Source organism: Capsulimonas corticalis (assembly GCF_003574315.2).
Classification (GTDB): domain Bacteria; phylum Armatimonadota; class Armatimonadia; order Armatimonadales; family Capsulimonadaceae; genus Capsulimonas; species Capsulimonas corticalis.
Map to the genome: position 1 here is coordinate 3,867,484 of NZ_AP025739.1, position 16,526 is coordinate 3,884,009.

At 60.3% G+C, this 16,526-nt stretch carries 10 protein-coding genes; 3 read left to right on the forward strand and 7 right to left on the reverse strand.

Annotated elements, in window-relative coordinates:
* Positions 1-59 precede the first annotated feature (59 nt).
* The gene (locus D5261_RS16495; protein WP_125206280.1) at positions 60-1,097 is read right to left on the reverse strand and encodes a hypothetical protein; all 1,038 of its coding nucleotides are present in this window, start codon (positions 1,095-1,097) and stop codon (positions 60-62) included.
* A 243-nt stretch (positions 1,098-1,340) separates the two neighbouring features.
* Between D5261_RS16495 and D5261_RS16500 the strand changes: the two genes are divergently transcribed.
* Both D5261_RS16500 and D5261_RS16505 read left to right on the forward strand, forming a co-directional pair.
* The gene (locus D5261_RS16500) at positions 1,341-4,337 is read left to right on the forward strand and encodes an AfsR/SARP family transcriptional regulator (RefSeq protein ID WP_119324257.1); all 2,997 of its coding nucleotides are present in this window, start codon (positions 1,341-1,343) and stop codon (positions 4,335-4,337) included.
* Between the two features lie 361 nt (positions 4,338-4,698).
* On the forward strand, positions 4,699-6,729 hold the full coding sequence (locus D5261_RS16505) for a sialate O-acetylesterase (protein ID WP_119324256.1): 2,031 nt from the start codon (positions 4,699-4,701) through the stop codon (positions 6,727-6,729).
* 81 nt (positions 6,730-6,810) lie between these two features.
* Here the strand turns inward: D5261_RS16505 and D5261_RS16510 are convergent, their stop codons facing one another.
* The 6 genes from D5261_RS16510 to D5261_RS16535 all read right to left on the reverse strand — a co-directional run bounded on the left by D5261_RS16510 (position 6,811) and on the right by D5261_RS16535 (position 13,936).
* The gene (locus D5261_RS16510; protein ID WP_165864569.1) at positions 6,811-8,151 is read right to left on the reverse strand and encodes a sialate O-acetylesterase; all 1,341 of its coding nucleotides are present in this window, start codon (positions 8,149-8,151) and stop codon (positions 6,811-6,813) included.
* 252 nt (positions 8,152-8,403) lie between these two features.
* The gene (locus tag D5261_RS16515) at positions 8,404-9,297 is read right to left on the reverse strand and encodes a DUF1559 family PulG-like putative transporter (protein ID WP_119324254.1); all 894 of its coding nucleotides are present in this window, start codon (positions 9,295-9,297) and stop codon (positions 8,404-8,406) included.
* Between the two features lie 165 nt (positions 9,298-9,462).
* A complete protein-coding gene (locus D5261_RS16520; protein WP_119324253.1) occupies positions 9,463-10,662 on the reverse strand; it encodes an AGE family epimerase/isomerase in 1,200 nt (399 codons plus the stop codon).
* The gene (locus D5261_RS16525) at positions 10,662-11,639 is read right to left on the reverse strand and encodes a glycosyl hydrolase (RefSeq protein ID WP_119324252.1); all 978 of its coding nucleotides are present in this window, start codon (positions 11,637-11,639) and stop codon (positions 10,662-10,664) included. Before D5261_RS16525 ends, D5261_RS16520 begins: the two co-directional genes overlap by 1 nt.
* 104 nt (positions 11,640-11,743) lie before the next feature.
* Positions 11,744-12,637 carry a DUF1559 family PulG-like putative transporter gene (locus D5261_RS16530; RefSeq protein ID WP_218025741.1) on the reverse strand — a complete coding sequence of 298 codons (894 nt, stop codon included), beginning with the start codon at positions 12,635-12,637 and terminating at the stop codon, positions 11,744-11,746.
* Between the two features lie 198 nt (positions 12,638-12,835).
* On the reverse strand, positions 12,836-13,936 hold the full coding sequence (locus tag D5261_RS16535) for a LacI family DNA-binding transcriptional regulator (RefSeq protein ID WP_119324251.1): 1,101 nt from the start codon (positions 13,934-13,936) through the stop codon (positions 12,836-12,838).
* A gap of 419 nt (positions 13,937-14,355) precedes the next feature.
* Between D5261_RS16535 and D5261_RS16540 the strand changes: the two genes are divergently transcribed.
* Positions 14,356-16,320 carry an RICIN domain-containing protein gene (locus D5261_RS16540; RefSeq protein ID WP_119324250.1) on the forward strand — a complete coding sequence of 655 codons (1,965 nt, stop codon included), beginning with the start codon at positions 14,356-14,358 and terminating at the stop codon, positions 16,318-16,320.
* The last annotated feature ends 206 nt before the right edge of the window (positions 16,321-16,526 follow it).

Sequence of the window (16,526 nt, forward strand, 5' to 3'; positions counted from 1 at the left end):
CTGCTGGCATTATACAGCTGGGATTATGATGAATTCATGAAGCGCGTTGCTGGGATCTTCTATTTTTCCGACCGGCGGTGGCCGACGAGATCGATGCTTCCTGGATAGTCAGGATCCCATTTGACGCCCGCGTTCGGATTACCAATCTGGTCGCTGTTGGTTATTGAGGAGATATCGCTGCTGGGTGTGTTGTATTGTTCGCCGCCGACCAGGGAGCCGCTGGCGACGGCGACGTGATAGCAGCCGCCGCTTACGGTGGATTCGTAGCCGCTGGCGATGTTGCCGACGCCTCCGCTTACGGCGGCGCTGAAGTTTGCGGCTTTGTTGAAACAGCCGCCGGAGACCGCCGCGCCTTCATCGCCGGCCTTGTTGCCGACGCCGCCGCTAACCACCGCCTCCTGCGCGCTTGCCGCGTTGTGGTAACCTCCGCTGACTGAGGAGAATACGCCGTCCGCCATGTTGTAGTCGCCTCCGCTGACGGATGCGCAGTTGGCGATCGCGTTGTTGGTATAGCCGCCTGTCACCGTGGCGTAAAGGCCGCTGGCGATATTGTGGCTTCCGCCTATGACCGAGGCGTAGGGCGCGGCAATCGCGTTGCTGACGCCGGCTACGATCCCGCCGTAAGAGGGATAGTTATTGGCGTCGCCCAGAATCAGATTGTGGCTGCCGGCGCGCGCCTGATCGAATTCCGCGCTTGGCGCATTGTAGCCGACGATCAAATTCCCAAGGCCGGAGGCGCTCGCTGTTTTGCCGCTTCCATCCACGATATGCACGTTGACGCCGGTGAACGTCAAATCGGCGCCGGAGACGCTCATGGACGCTGTCCGCGTTTGCAGCGTATGGATCGTGGTCTCGTCGTCGGCCAGCTTGCTCCGCAGGCTGGCGATCGTTTCGTCCTGCGCGCGGATGGCGGCTTCGGCGGAGGCCATCGCGCGCTGAAGCGCACCGATCTGCGCGGCAAGACTCATCTGCGGGTTTTGCGCCTGAACGGGAGTGGGTTGGAGAAGCGACATTGCTCCCAGAGCGGACAAGAAGCCGATGGACATCAGCCCGAAGTTTCGGCAGGATCGAATCAGTGACGCCGGGACGGTATTCATAAACGTAACCTTTCCATGGTATTCGCAGGCGGCGGCCATCGGCGCGTTGCTCTTCGGCCAGGTAAAGCGGTCCGAAGAACGGATCGGAGCGGCTTGTATGCATACAGTCTAATCCTCTTCCCTTAACCAATCCTTAACAGATTGTCGAGAAGTCTTTTATTCGAGGCGCATTGGGCGAAATCCAGGTAAAATACGCTCACAATCGGTGTGAAATCTTGTGTTGCCTTTCGGGGAGAAGCGCTTTTGGACCCGCGATGCCGGATCAACCTGCTGGGGCCGCTGTGCGTCATTCAGGCGCACCAGACTGTGACCCGTTTTCGCACGCAAAAGGCCGCCGCGCTTCTTGCCTATTTCGCGCTGCGCCCCGGCCCGCATGCGCGCGAGCAAGTCATCGATCTCTTCTGGCCGGAGATGGATCTTGCCGCCGGGCGCGGCAACCTCAGCACAACGCTCAGTGGTTTGCGCCGTCGTCTTGAACCGCCCGGGATCCGTCCGGGCAGCGTGCTGGTAACCACGCACGCGCAGGTCGGACTGGACCCTGCGGCCGTGACGACCGATGTGGTCGAGTTCGAGCGGTTCTGCGCCGAGGGCGAGACCGCCGCAAGCCCGGACAAGGTTATCTCACTTCTGAACCGCGCCGTCAACTTGTATGCGGGTGATTTTCAGGAGGGCAACTTCCAGGATTGGGCCGTGCGTGAATCGGAGAGGCTGCACGCGCGGCTGGTGTCGGCGCTGGACCGCCTGGGAGAAGCCTATGAGACGCTGGAGCGTTTTGCGGAGGCGGGCGAGGCGGCTCGGCGCCGGGTGAGCGCCGACCCCTATACGGAAGAAGCGCATGTCGCTCTGGTCCGCCGTCTGGTTCGTTCGAGCCAGCGCGGCGCGGCGTTGGAGGCCGCGCGAAGCTTCGAGCAGTTTTTCGAGCGGGAGTTTGGCGAAGGCTCCGCTCGGGACGCCCGACGTGCCATGGAGGAATTCCTGGGCGAGATCGGTCCGGCGGCGCCGGTATCCCGCGCGCCGCTCACACCGCCTCCACCGGCGCTTTCTTCCCAATCGGTCTTGCCAGCAGACCCCCTGCCCACGCCGCCCCTTGCGCCGATCCCATTCTGGCTGAGCCGCTTTTTTGGCCGCGAGCGGGAGATGCTTCGTCTCGCCTCTCTCCTGCTGCCGCCCAAGGGATCTGGGGCGCCTCTGCGTCTCACCACGCTGCTTGGACCGGGCGGGACGGGAAAGACACGTCTGGCCGCGGAGTTTGCCCGGCGCGCCGGCGAGCGCTTCGGGCTCTGGCGCGGCTTTGTCCCCTTGGCCGATCTGAACGAGCCGGAACAGATCGCCGCGCGTATCGCGCACAGCCTGCGCCTTCCGCCCGGGGGCGATTCGCAGGAACGGATCGCCGCGTTCTTCGTGAACCGAGAGCGTCCTGAGGGATCGCGCGACCTGTTAGTCCTCGACAACATGGAGCAGCTTCTTGCCGGCGGCGGTGAAGCGTCGGTCGTTCGTATTGTCGCGGAACTGCTGGCCCGCTCCCCCGAATTGACGATCCTCTGCACGTCGCGTCGCCCCTTAGGAGTGCAGGGCGAGCGGACAATCTCCGTGGAGCCGCTGGAAGTGCCGGACGCGCAGTGGGAGACGGATGGATCGGAGGAAGGCGGCTCGTCTGGAGATCTGGCGTCGCTGCTGGAGGTTCCCAGCGTGCGGCTCTATGTGGATCGCGCGCAGGCTCTGCGTCCCGAATTTGGCTTGAGCGCGGCGAACGCCGCTTCTGTCGCCGCTCTGTGCCGCGCGCTGGAAGGCAGCCCGCTCGCCCTGGAGCTTGCGGCGTCCTGGGTGCGCCTGCTGCCGCCGCGTAAAATGTGGGAGCGCCTGTCGCAGGGATTGGGGACGCCGGAAACGCGGCTGTCGGACCTGCCGGACCGTCAGCGCAGTCTGGAGGCGTCGCTGGAATGGAGCTGGCGGCTTCTGACGCCCGCGCAGCAGCGGCTTCTGGCCGGCTTGTCCATCTTCCGAGGCGGGTGGGATCTCCGGGCTGCCGAAACGGTTTGCGCGGAGCCCGGAGCGCTGGAGCTGCTGGCGGATCTTCAGGAAGCTTCGCTCGTCACGGCCTCGGAAACCGGCGACGGCGATATCCGTTACGGACTTCTGGAAAGCGTCCGCGTCTTTAGCCAAAAACAGCGGGATCAGCGCGGAGAAACGGAAACGCTCCGAACGCGTCATCTGTCCTTTTTTGCGGATCTGGCGGCGGAGGCTGCGCCGGATCTATACCGATCGCGGCAAGCGTATTGGCTGGACGCCCTGGAGACAGAGCACGATAACCTGCGCGCCGCGCTGGAATGGACGGTTGTGGACCCATCTTCCCGCGAATTGGGCCTGCGCCTCGTCTCAGCTCTCGCGCCGTTTTGGCGAGCACGCGGCTACCTCCAGGAAGGATACGATCGCTGCGCCGCGCTGCTGTCCGGGGCGGCTTCCGCCGGGGCGAGCGAAGCTCGGATCGGCGCCCTGAACGCCGGCGGGCTTCTGGCGTCGCTGCTCGCCAAATACGCGGAAGCCGACGCGTTTCATCAGGAGGCGCTGGAGATCGCGCGGGCGCAGCGATCGATTCTGGGAGAGTCCGCCGCGCTGCTTGGCCTGGGCACGGTGCGCTACTGGCGCTACGACTACCCCGCCGCCGAACGTCTGCTGCAAGAAAGCCTATCGAAGCGATTCGAAGCGCGCGTCGATAAGCCCGATCCGCGCCGATACGACTGGGAAGAAGCGGCGACACATCACACGCTTGGCAACCTCGCGATACGGCTTGAAAACTACGCGGAAGCGCAGGCTCAATTCGGCCGCGCCCTGGATTTACGACGCGCCGCCGGCGATACTCTCGGCGTCGCCGGCACACTGGGCGCATTGGGACAGGTGGCGCTCGCGCAGGGCGAATACGATACCGCGGAGATGCATCTGCGAGAATCCCAACACATATTCGATTCGCTGGGGCAGCGATGGACCGCCGCGCTCTGCCTGGCGGGACTGAGCCGGATTGCCGAAGAGCGGGGCACGATCGCCCTTTGCGCACGACTGCTGAGCGCCGCCATGGCGGTGCGTAAGCGCCATCACTTCCCGCTGCCGCCGGCGGAAAGACCCGGCCATGAGGAGCAGCTTCGGTGGCTCACAGAGGAATTGGGAGCGTCAGCCTTCAACGCCGCCTGGTCCGAAGGCCAAACACTTTCCTGGGAACAGAGCGACGTCGTGCCTGCGGGATAACGGAAGCGGAACTGCGACCGCGATCAATGGGTTGATCACGGTCGGCGCTGATCTGTAGGCGTCATTGATTATCGGCATTCAGCACTAGATCGTTAAAGGCCCCTATCTTGAACGTGCCGCCAGCCATCGCTAGTCGGTAGAACGCCCGGAAACTCATATCTGGAATTGATGTCGTTCGCCTATAAGAGTCATCAATTGCAGGCATTGCCGTACATTGGGCGTCGTAGTATAATGGGATGTTGATTGTCTAAATTCAAGAAACTATGTTTCTTGTGCGTTGTCAACGTGATTTTTGCGATTGTGTGCACTGCTCGTCCTCGGTCCGGATTTCCACTGAACCCACAATGAAGTAAAGGCCAATATGAATTTCCATCATCGTCATCGCGCCGCCAGGGCGGCCTCCGCGTTTGTCCTTCTTTGCGCCGCCGCTTCCACAACTCACGCCGATATCGATACTCTCAGGGCGCCATTTTTGGCGTCCCTGTTTAGCGATAATATGGTGCTCCAGCGGGGACAGAGCGATCCGGTTTGGGGGTGGACGACGCCCGGCGCCAAAGTCACGGTTCGTATCGCCGGCAAGCAGGCCGTCGCCATGGCGGACGCGAAGGGCAAGTGGGTGGCGAAGCTTCCGCCGCTGCCCGTGGGCGGTCCGTATACGCTGGACGTTTCTGGATCGAACCAGGAGAGCGCGAAATGCTCCAATGTCCTGGTGGGGGATGTCTGGGTCTGCTCGGGGCAGTCGAACATGGAGTTCGGCATGGGATATACGCGGGACTCGCTTCAGGAGATCGCGGCGGCGAACTATCCCAACATTCGCCTGATGGTCGTGCCGCACAATCTACAAATCGATCCGCAGGCGCGGACGAACACGTCCTGGGCAGTCTGCACGCCGGCGGCGGTGAATACGCAGAATGGGACCTGGAACGGATTCAGCGCGGTGGGGTACTTCTTTGGCCGCGAGCTTTACAATGATCTGCACACGCCCATCGGGTTGATCCAATCGGCCTTTGGCGGCACGAACGCGGAATCGTGGACGAGTTATGAGGCGCTCAAGGCTCATGTACCCGACTTCAAGCCGCAGCTGGCGCAATTGGACGCCGAGCGGGCGATCGGCGCGCCCGGCTGGGCGGAGCGTCAGGTGGCGAAGGACAACGCCTGGTATCAGCAAAATGATCCGGGATCGAAGGAGGGACTGGGGTGGGCGGACTCGAGCCTGGATGTCTCTGCGTGGCCTGTGATGGCGCTGCCGGGATACTGGGAAACCAAAGGCGTTCCCGAGCTGGCGAACTTCGATGGCGTCGTGTGGTTTCGCCGGGAGTTCGACGTTCCCGAGGACGCCGTTGGAAAAGACATCACGCTCCACTTCGCGGTGGACGATGACGATACGGCGTGGATCAACGGCGTCAATGTGGGCGCGACGGATCTCTTCACCGTACAGCGCGCCTATAAAATCCCGCACGGCGTGCTGAAGGCCGGCCGCAATACGATCGCGATCCGCGTGCTGGATACGGGCGGGGGCGGCGGCGTTTACGGCGATCCGAGCTCGCTTTCGCTGTCGGTCGATGGCGGAACGGATATCCCGCTGGCCGGCGACTGGCGCTATAAAATCAGCGCTTCCATCTACATGGCCAGCGCGCCGCCGCCGCTGGCGATCGAAGCGAACGCGAACTTCCCGACGATGCTTTACAATGGCATGATCAGCCCGATCGCGACCTACGGCGTCAAAGGCGTCCTCTGGTATCAAGGCGAAAACAACGCGAACAAACCCGGGCAGTACCGGTCGCTGCTGCCGGCGCTGATCGGCGACTGGCGCGCGAAGTGGGGGCAGGGCGACTTTCCGTTTTTGATCGTCCAGCTCGCCGGCTTCCAAAACTCGGGGCAGGCGGACGATCCGTCCTGGCCGGAGCTGCGTGACGCCCAGTGGAACACCGCCCGGACCGTAAAGAACGCGGGGATCGTGACCGCGATCGATATCGGCGAGCCGACCGACATCCATCCGAAGAACAAGCAGGAAGTGGGTCGTCGTCTCGCGCTGGTCGCCCGCCATCAGGTCTATCATGAGAAGATCGAAGACTCAGGACCTGTATACCAGTCGATGAAAACGGAAGGCGACACGGTTCGTCTGACGTTCACTCATACCGGCGGCAAGATGACCACGAAAAACGGCGATCCTCTCACCGGCTTCATCATCGCCGGCGCGGATCGCAAATGGCTGCCCGCGACCGCGCGGATCGATGGGGACACAATCGTCGTGTCGTCGCCAGATGTCAAATCGCCGGTGGCCGTGCGCTACTCCTGGGCCGGCTATTCCCAGAGCAACCTCATCGGCGCCGCCGGTCTGCCCGCGTTCCCGTTCCGCACGGACAACTGGCCGTATTTGACGAAGGAGTAAATCTCCTAAAAAGCCCTCCCGCAGCGTGAGGGAGGGCTTTGTCAACGGACGTGCGCAAGGCGACGCGCGATATCGGCTTCATCACTTTTTCAGCACAAATGTCGGCGCGGGCAATCCGCTCTTTGTCCCAAGATTCGCCGCCTCGACAGGCTCGAACGGCGTGTACGCATAGCGGACTTCGATGGGGCGGGCGACGCCTTCGACGCGGACGTGGCTTTTGTCCGTGATGCGCGCCGCCGCCGGCGTTTCTTTGCCGTCGGCGTCAATGAGGGTGAAGCCTTTGAGCGCTCGGGCATCGCCGCCAGCTTCGGGCGCGAGGCCGGCGCCAGTGTACTTAAAGCGAATGATGACGCCATTTGCGTCCCAGGCCGCCTTCTCCGGCAGCGGGCTGGAGGCGCTGTTCATGCCGCCGATTTTGTAATCTCGCGCGAGCGCCAGGGCGGCGAGGCGCTGCCCGATGGGTTTCTTACGGATCGGGTGCGCCCAGTCAATCGCCGTCCTCAAATTGTCCGGATCGGGATCGCGCCATCCCTGATCGATGGAGACCACCATCGCCGAATTTGGAATGAGGTCCAGCGCCTGAAGCTGTGCGACGCGGATCTTCTGGATCGTCGCCCATCCTTTGCCGGGCGTGATCGCCGGATCGGCGTGACTGGACAATTGAACGTAATAGAATGGAAAGGCCGTGTTAAAGCGCCGGCGCAAATCCTCGACGAATCGGCTGAGATGCTCGGCGTAGACGCCGTCACGGCCGTCGTCGCTTTCGCCCTGGTAGTAGATCATCCCTTTGATGGACATCTTCTGGACCGGCGCCAGCAGTGCATTAAACATGCCGCCCACAGGAATGACGGTCGTCGCCGGGACAGTATAGCCGAGTTCCTGACCGAGTGCGGGCGGCATCAGCTCATAGAGCGGCGATCCGCCGGAAGCGACCATGACCATGCCGATGGGAATAGCGTTTTTCGTTTTTGCCGCGATCTCTTTGGCGAAGAAATAGCCAATGGCGGAAAACTCACGCACGGAGTCCCGATCGCACTTCTTCCAGCGATATGTCGCCTTGATCGGGTTTGCCTGTTCCGCGTACATCAACGGCGGGTTATTGAAAGCATCCCAGCGGCTGGTCGCGAACAGTCGAATATTATCATCGGAGTTAATCTCCGCTTGATCCTTATCATACAGATGAGTGCTGTCGAACACTGTCGCGCTGGTCAGATCGGCGTTGGACTGTCCATCGACCAGCCACACATCGCCCACAAGCACGCCGGCCACATCCCGTTCTTCCGCGCCCTCGCCGTCCGCATAAACTCTCAGCGTGTCGGGCTTTGTGCTGACCAGCATCGGGTCTAACGCAACGCTCCACTTGCCATCGTCGCCCACTGTCCCAATCTTCTTCTGTCCCAGAAAATCGACGTGGATCTTCAATCCCTTATTATCGCTCCATCCCCAAACGTGTACTGGAGAGTCGCGCTGCAGCACCATACCGTCCGTGAACATACCGGAGAGGGTGAAATGGGCCGGAGCGTCAGCGCGCGCTTGATGGAATAGAGATAATAGTAAAGAACTGAGTAGCGCTGTTCTGATAGCCGTTTGTATTTTCATAAAATTCGTAAATGAAAAAGGCGAAGAATTCGGAAAATATCTCTTCCGAATTCTTCGCCGCATCGTTAACTTGGTTTATTTTACGCTGAAGGTGCCGATAAAATTCTCCGGAGCCTGTCCCATATAGCCGGTGCCGGCGGCGTCAAATGCGCCTTGCTTGTCGTTTGGCGCATTGTTCGGGTCGCCAAGGGCTGCTTGATTTCCGTCATTATAACCAGAAGAGATTTGCTGCGCTCGCGTGTATTTGACATGACCATCAGAGAACGCAAAGTTTGCGCCGTCGGTATGGACGGGCGCTAATAGGAACGCTCCATAATTCGTGCGAGGCGGCTGTCCAAGACCGATTGTCGCCGTTTTTCCGCAAACATATTTCGCGTTGATCGATTGGTCGATCCATCCAGCGGAATTGTCGCCGCCGTTTCCGGAAGGTGAAAAATGGAATGTTCCAGCAGCTCCGCCCGTCAGACCGGAATCGAGATTGATATCCGTAATCGGAGCTTGAGCGCCTTGAGTTTCAAACAAAGCGACCGTGGAAGCGGGAGCTCCAAACGACGCCAGCGTTGTTCCCGATCCACTGGCTCCGCCTCCAGAGTTATAAGCGTAGTTCAAGTTCAGCCCATAAGATACGGGGTAGAGGGTGTTGCCGCTTGCGTCTGTTGTAACTCCGGTGGGATCATCTGGACAGTGGAAAACGCCGGTACTCTTGATATAAGGATACATTTTTCCCGCCCAGCCCATGCCAATGCCTAGCCATCCAGACGCTGGAAACGTTTCGTCGTTGTCTTGCACATATTGCAGTAAGCCCAAGCTCAGTTGTTTGAGATTGGAAGAGCAGCTAATTTGACGCGCTTTCTCGCGTGCTTTCGCAAATACCGGAAAGAGGATCGCGGCAAGAATGGCAATGATAGCGATAACAACGAGCAGCTCAATGAGTGTAAAGCCACGATGAGAAGATGAAGACTGTTGCATGAATGTTTCCTTTGATTGGTGGTTATCCGGCGGATCGAGCAATGCAGTAGAGACGCTGATAGGTCAATGAAATTCTTTTGGTTTACTCATATCTAAATTGATAAAACCAATTGCAGTATATCGCAAATTGCTATGGCTGTCAAGCAAAAAACGGCAAAACAGAAACTATGTTGCTTTTTCGTGTTTGTTCGGCAAAGCAATGATCTCCAGGCACATATTTACGGAGTGATAGTCGAGTTTCCAGCAGTTGCCTTTATCGTGGACGCGTCCCGTTCCATCGCAGCTGAGCGATGCGAAGAGGCCGCCATAGATGGGATCGACAAAGCTGTGCTGGTAGAAGTCGAGCGTTCGGCGCAGGGGGCGCGCGGCGTTTGGGAGGTGATGGGGATGAACATAGCGCTGCATGGCCCGGATCGCCTCGCACTGGGGCCAGAGTTCTTTCTGGGGCGCCGTCAGTCGCCCGTCCGGGTCGCAGGCTTCCCACACGCCGCCGTCGGTATCGACGCCGCGACTCAGCGCCGTCTCCAGGAATGCGCGGCCGGTCACGGCGGCCCAAGGCTCGCCGGTCAGCGCATACCAATCCGAGAGCAGCAGAGCCCATTCGAACTGGTGTCCAATATTCAAAACACCACCCTGCTGGATTGGCAAAGGCGCCCAGTTCGTATCGTAACATTCGATCAAGCGGCCGCGCTCAAAGCCGGGCAGGGAGCGCATAAAACTGAGGAGGCATGCGGCGCCTTGACGCGCGTCTCCGGACGGATCTACCGCGCAGAGCGCCATCAGCGCCTCGAAGAGATGCATGATCGGATTTTGTGATCGCATCTCGTCTGGAGGATTCGGGGTTCCCACACGCCAGAGGACGCCGCCCAGGCGATCCACGAACGCGCCGTCGGTGAACCGCCATGCGGCGATCGCCTGCGCGGCCAATGAGGGACGATCGAGGGCTTTGGCGGCGGCGCTCAGCGCGAGGATCGCAAAGGCGTGCCCGTAGCTGTCCAGAGTCTCCTCAATCACGCGGCCTTCGTGGGAAATGGCCCAGCAGTAGCCGCCGTCCGGGCGTGCGAAGTACCGGGCGAGGGCTTCCGCGCCGCGCTCGGCGGCGGCGGCGTAACGCATCTCTCCAAAGACTTCAAATCCCCGGCTGAAGTTATAGATCAAGCGGCACTGGCTGACCAGCGTCGCCCCCGAGGATTCTCGTCTGCGCCATTGCCGGTCGAGGTCGGGATAAAAGATCCCCGTTTTGGCGGAGGCGGCGCCGAGCCAGAAGTCGAGCAGTGAGCGCAGGAGCGACGCGGCCCAGGCTGCGTCGCTCCCCGCGCCGCCGGCGGAGATGTCCGGCGTCGTTTCGGAGAATGCGCTTTGCATTATTGACTCTCAGCCGGGCGGTTGAGCGCGCGGGCCGAGTGAAAGAGCGCCCGCAGGTCCTCCGGGCTGTTTTCCTTCGTCAGGAAGTTGGTCCAGATCATAAACCAGGTCCAGAGAGGCTGCGCTTCTAAGATTTCGGGAGTCGGCGCGTTGCCGACTTCGCCGAGCGCGATGGGGCGTCCCTCGGCCAGCTCCGCCAGCCCCACATAAGCGGGTTGATAAAATTCGTTTGCGTAGATATCGACGGCGAGCGCGTCCACATATTCATGTCCGGGATAGCAGTCGGCGTAGGGCAGGATCTTCTCATTGGGCGTGCTGGCGTTCCAGACCCACAGGAGATTATCCAGGTGGTGGACGTGGACAAAACGGTCATACATCTGCCGATAAAGAGCCGCGTAGCCGTCCGCGCCGCCCCGCGCGCCCCACCAGAACCACGCGCCGTTCAGTTCATGGTATGGCCGCCAGATCACTGGGACGCCGGCTTCTTTCAGCTGCGTGAGAAATCCCGCGATGACATCCACCTGCTGTGTCCAGCGTGCGTGGATCGCCGTGCCCGGCGTGATCAGATCCGCCCAGTCGTCGTCGTCGAGCTTTCCCTTGCAGATGCTGCCTTCGAACGTGACGGGCTCATCTTCCGTCGGACGCACCGCGTGCCACATCAGCGTCACGATGGAGCCGGCGGCGTGCTGCCGGATGGCTTCCGCCACGATGGCCGGACGAAAGTTGACGCCGTCCATATCGCCGTCTTCGGAAAACCCAAAATCCTGGCCCCAGACCGCCGGATACTGGCCCGTGATGGTCTGAGCTTCATCGCTGTACTGCGAAATCTCGCGCGGCGTGTTGTGCTGCCCCGTCATGGTTCGGGAGCCGGAAATCTCATAAAGATGGTCAAGAAGCGCCCGGACTTCAGGAGTCGCGTTGGGGTTGACGGGCGCGCGCCGTACGACGGCGGATGGAGTGATGACGGAACTGGTCATATACGGTTTACCTGACACAAATTTTCAACGGCCCAGACAGCGCGAACGAGTTCACGATGCCCAAGCCGTCGAAAATATGAGTTTCTTGCCGAGCGAGTCGATGCTTAGTTGACGCTGAAGGTGGCGGCGACGCGCGGATTGCTGGTGCTGGTGTTAGCGGCGCAGACCCAGCTGGTCAGGAAGTTGAGGGCGCAGGTGTCCTGGCCGCCATCGTCCGGACCGCTCGCATAGTTGGTGCCGCCGGCGGAGACGCTGGAGCCTTTCAGCCACTTCGCATGGAAGTCCGCCATGATGAAGTTCGAGCCGTCTTGATGGCGTCCGGTCGCGCTGATGAACACATTCGGAGTGCTGGCGGGGCCATAGCCCGATTTGCCGCTATTGATCATATAACCCGTGGCGTATTCGGGGCAGTCTCCCATATTGGCGCAGCCGCCGCCGATCGCCGCCTTGCCGATGGGGTCGGCGCCGGGGAAGCCAACGCCGTCGCCGCCGGGCGAGTTGCCGTTGACATCATCCAGGAAGTTGCCGCTATGGTTGTTCAGGTCCGTGTACGCAAGCTTGGCCGCTTCCCACAGCAGAACGGTTTTTGCGGGGCTGGTGAACGTCGCGATCGTCTGCGGGTGGAACGAGTTCCCGGCGTCTCCATGTTTCAGGACGTTGCAGTTGATGCCGTAAGAGATCGGGGTGGGCGAGCCGACTCCTCCTTCGTCATCGGCGCACTTGAAAACGCCGACGCTCTTGACATAGGGGTAGATCTGCCCGGCCCAGCCGCTCGCGGCGAAGGTGCGGCCATTGGGCATCGTTTCGTCATTGTCCTGGGTGTACTGCGCCATTCCCAGTCCGAGCTGCTTTGTGTTGGACAGGCAGGCAATGGCGCGGGCCTTTTCACGGGCCTGGGCGAAGACCGGGAAGAGGATGGCGGCGAGAATAGCGATGATGGCGATGACTACGAGCAATTCAATGAGAGTAAAGCCATAAGACTTGTGAGAGTTTCGCATAATAAATCCTTTCGATGCTGTCATGGAGGGAACTTCCGCCCGAGGGTCGGACATTAACGGACGCTGTATATGTATGATGTTAAAGTCCTTTCTTACTGCGACGTCTTTGTACCGTTGCAAGTACTGTATTGCGGTTAATGCAAATGCATACGACATCATTGATCGGTGAACAATGTTTCTTGTTCACTTCGTCAAAAATCACACGGGCGGCGCCGCCGTTGTCTGTCGTACGACCAGCTTTGTCGGCAGCTGCTCGAACACCGGCGGGTGCGCGGCCTCGCCTTGCCGCGCGGCGGCGATGCGCGCATGCAGACGTCGTACGGCGGCTTCTCCCATGGCGCGCATGTCCACACGCACGGAGGAGAGGGGCGGTTCGAGCTCCGCGCTGGTGTCCGCATCGTCGTAACCGATCACGCTCATGGCGCCGGGGATGGAGATATCGAGCGCGCGGCAGGCGCGCAGCACCAGGGCGGCGTGATCGTCGTTCGCGCAGACAAACGCCGTGGGGCGGCCCGGCTTTTTCAGGAAGGCGACGACTTCCTGCATGGAGCGCTCACGCAGCTCCTTGCCCGACAGCGTTTCATTCTCTCCGTCTCCGGGCGTGCCCACCGCGACGATATGATCGTGGTTGATCGCGACGCCAGCGTGGAAGTGCGCGCAGACAAATCCGTTCAGCCGATCGCGGAATGTCAGCTCGGTGGCCCTGGATGTCAGGAAGCCGATATGCCGATGTCCCAGATCCAAAAGGTGCTTGGTCGCTTCATAGGCGCCGCCGAAGCCGTCTGAGAAGACGCTGTCGTGCCGTCCGCGGATGTCCCGGTTGTCGAGCAGCACGATATGCGGCACATACTGTACGAATGTTTCCAGAATATCCGCGTCGGCCGCGCCGACCAGCAGCATCCCCGCGACCGCCTGCTCCCGCACCATCGGCGGCAGCTCCTGCGACGGCTTGTGGCGGTGTGTCGTGCTCAGCAGCATGTGCATGCCCAGCCGCGCCGCTTCGGCCTGAGCTCCGTCCAGCACCGCGCTGTAGAACCCGTTCGAGGGCAGCGTGTCGGAGGGGACGTACGCGAAATATTCAAACCCGATCGTCGTGCTGACCGAAGCGTTCGGGGCGGCGACGGTGCGGCTGCGCGTAGTTCGTGAAGCCAGGCCCCGTGGGCGGTAGTTCAGCCGCTCGGCGATTTCCAAAACGCGACCCCGTGTTTCGTAGCTCAGCGCGGACGTCTCGGTGAAGCTCCGCGATACGGTCGCGGTTGAGACTCCTGCAAGCTTTGCAACATCGTGGATTGTGGCCATGTCCTAAGATAACACAGGCTATGAAATTTGTCAACCATTTTATGCAAACTATTTTAAATTTTTGCACGAACTATTTGCATTGCTTTTCAAACCGGACCGAATCACTTCCAGGGAAATTGTCCTGAGAGCGCCTGGAATTTTCCAGGAACGCAAGGAAAGAAGCAGGCGAGCACTGGTGCAAATAAATTTATGCAATTTGCATTGAAAATTCACCGTGCAAATTGTTGTTGACATGCAAAACGTTCGGTGATATAATGGCCCCGGACCACACAAAAGCGTTTCGCCAGGGCCGTCTAAACCTGAAATGGTTCTTTTGATTCAAATGCAATGTAAATTGGATGAGCCCATGAACGCTGTCGTCCGCCGCTTTAGTTTTAATTGTTATAATCGGAACACAGTGATGTGGATAAGGAGACAACATGATCGCTTTTGCTAAACATTGGAAGAAGCTGGCCGCTCCAGCCGCTTTGATCTCTTTCGGGTTGGCGCTGACGCCGATTCCGAGCGCCTTCGCCGCCGCAGACCCAAATATCACCACGGCGGCGCAGAACGAGCTGAACTATATCGCCTCGATACGCAATCAGGGACTGACGCTTTCATCGCAGACAGTCGCCAATCCCTGGTTTCCGGATAATCTCGATCCCAATCCGCCGAACGATAAGATGTCCGAGATCACGCGCGTCAATCAGATGACCGGGAAGTTTCCGGCGATCATCGGCGAGGATTTCCTCAACTGCGACGCCTACCCGGACCATGGCGCGGCCATCATTCGTCTCGCCAAGAACTACGCCGCGCGCGGCGGCTTGGTCCAGTTCCAGTTCCATGAGGGCAGCCCGCGCTCCTGGGCGCCCGAAGGATCGTCGTTCTATGTCGGCGGCTCGAACCCCGCCCCGCTGAGCGGGGGCGAGTGGAGCGATCTGCTGTACAACCCCGGCTCCGCCATCCATCAGAACTGGCAGCACCATATGGATCTGGTCGCCGGATGGCTGGGGCAGCTGCGCGACGCCAATATCCCCGTGCTGTGGCGGCCGTACCACGAGGCCGACGGCAACTGGTTCTGGTGGGGCGGCAACGCCGGCAATTATCAGGCCCTCTGGCGGATGCAGTACTCTTATCTGACCGGGACCAAGGGACTGCACAACCTGATCTGGGTCACATCGTCGCCGACGTCTGGGTTTTATCCCGGCGCGAACTTCGTCGATATCAGCGGCATGGATATCTATTCGTCCAACACCACCGATGGATCGTACACATCGTCCAACAACTCGGTGCGCGCGGACGCCCCCGGCGCGCCGACTGTACTCTCCGAATGCGGGACACTCCCGGATACGAACTATATCCACCAGCTGAATTACGCCTATGTGGATGTTTGGGGCGGTCCGTATCTGGACCCGAACTATTACTCCACCGGCGGCGCGGCCGGAGCGTACAATTCCCTTCAGCAGGTGCAGAACTTCTACAATGACGGCCGTACCGTCAACCTGGACCGCGTCGCGATCCCGACGGCGTTCCTCAGTCCGAACACCTGGTACAAGATCGTCAACAACCACAGCGTCAAGGTGCTGGGCGTCGCGGGCGCTTCCGGCGCGCTCGGCGCCAACGCCGTGCAGTATGCGGATAACGGTACGCCGGATCATAACTGGCGCTTCGATCTTCTGCCCAACGGCGGCTACCATATCGTTAACCAGAACAGCGGTCTGCTGCTTGCGGTGAACGGCGCCTCGGGCGCGCAGGGCGCCCAGGTGACTCAGTGGAGCGATAACGGCACGGCGGACCATAACTGGGACCTCGTGTCGCAGGGCAATGGGCGCTACCATATCGTCAATCAGAACAGCGGCTTGGCGCTGGGCATCGCGGGAGCGTCGACTTCGGACAGCGCGAACGCCGTGCAGTGGGGCGACAACGGCGGCGACGATCACAACTGGGCGATTGTCCCCGTCAGCAGTCCGATCGCGTCAGGCCATCGCTACCATATTGTCAATGCGCACAGCGGCCTGTTCCTGGACAATCCCAACGGAACGAATGTCGCGGGAACCTACCTTCAACAATTCGTGAACACCTACTCGCCGGCTCAAGAGTGGGTGCTGAACAATGTCGGCGGCGACCTCTGGACGGCCGTCAACTACGCCGGCGGCCTGGCGCTCGACGACTACGGCTGGAGCAATACGGCCGGCACGCAGATCGACGAATGGTCGTTCAACGGCGCGGCGGTCCAGCAGTGGCATGTCGTCGCGCTGGGCGACGGGACTTACCAAATCAAGAGCGCCGTCAGCAATCTGCCCATGGAGATCCAGGGCGCCAGTATTGCCAACGGCGGCGCGGTTGGCCAGTGGACCGACAACGGCAACGCCTGCCAGCACTGGACATTCCAGTTCGTCCAATAAATCCTCACAATTTCACCCCAGCCACACAGAAATGTGAGGCTGGGGTGAAAATTCGTCACAAGAAAGCCAATCGGTAAAACTGATTGTTGACAGTGGGACATATTTGTTTTATAATAAGAAACTTGGTTTCTATCGATAAAACAAATATGTGATTGCTCTCATCGCAATATAAATGGATTTTATTGCGATTATTGATATTCTGTCCC

What these genes read in the sequence shown, in the direction of transcription:
- D5261_RS16495 (WP_125206280.1), bottom strand. Translation starts at nt 1,097, where the DNA reads ATGAATACCGTCCCGGCGTCACTGATTCGATCCTGCCGAAACTTCGGG.
- D5261_RS16520 (WP_119324253.1), bottom strand. Translation starts at nt 10,662, where the DNA reads ATGCAAAGCGCATTCTCCGAAACGACGCCGGACATCTCCGCCGGCGGC.
- D5261_RS16535 (WP_119324251.1), bottom strand. Translation starts at nt 13,936, where the DNA reads ATGGCCACAATCCACGATGTTGCAAAGCTTGCAGGAGTCTCAACCGCG.
- D5261_RS16540 (WP_119324250.1), top strand. Translation starts at nt 14,356, where the DNA reads ATGATCGCTTTTGCTAAACATTGGAAGAAGCTGGCCGCTCCAGCCGCT.
- D5261_RS16515 (WP_119324254.1), bottom strand. Translation starts at nt 9,297, where the DNA reads ATGCAACAGTCTTCATCTTCTCATCGTGGCTTTACACTCATTGAGCTG.
- D5261_RS16530 (WP_218025741.1), bottom strand. Translation starts at nt 12,637, where the DNA reads ATGCGAAACTCTCACAAGTCTTATGGCTTTACTCTCATTGAATTGCTC.
- D5261_RS16525 (WP_119324252.1), bottom strand. Translation starts at nt 11,639, where the DNA reads ATGACCAGTTCCGTCATCACTCCATCCGCCGTCGTACGGCGCGCGCCC.
- D5261_RS16505 (WP_119324256.1), top strand. Translation starts at nt 4,699, where the DNA reads ATGAATTTCCATCATCGTCATCGCGCCGCCAGGGCGGCCTCCGCGTTT.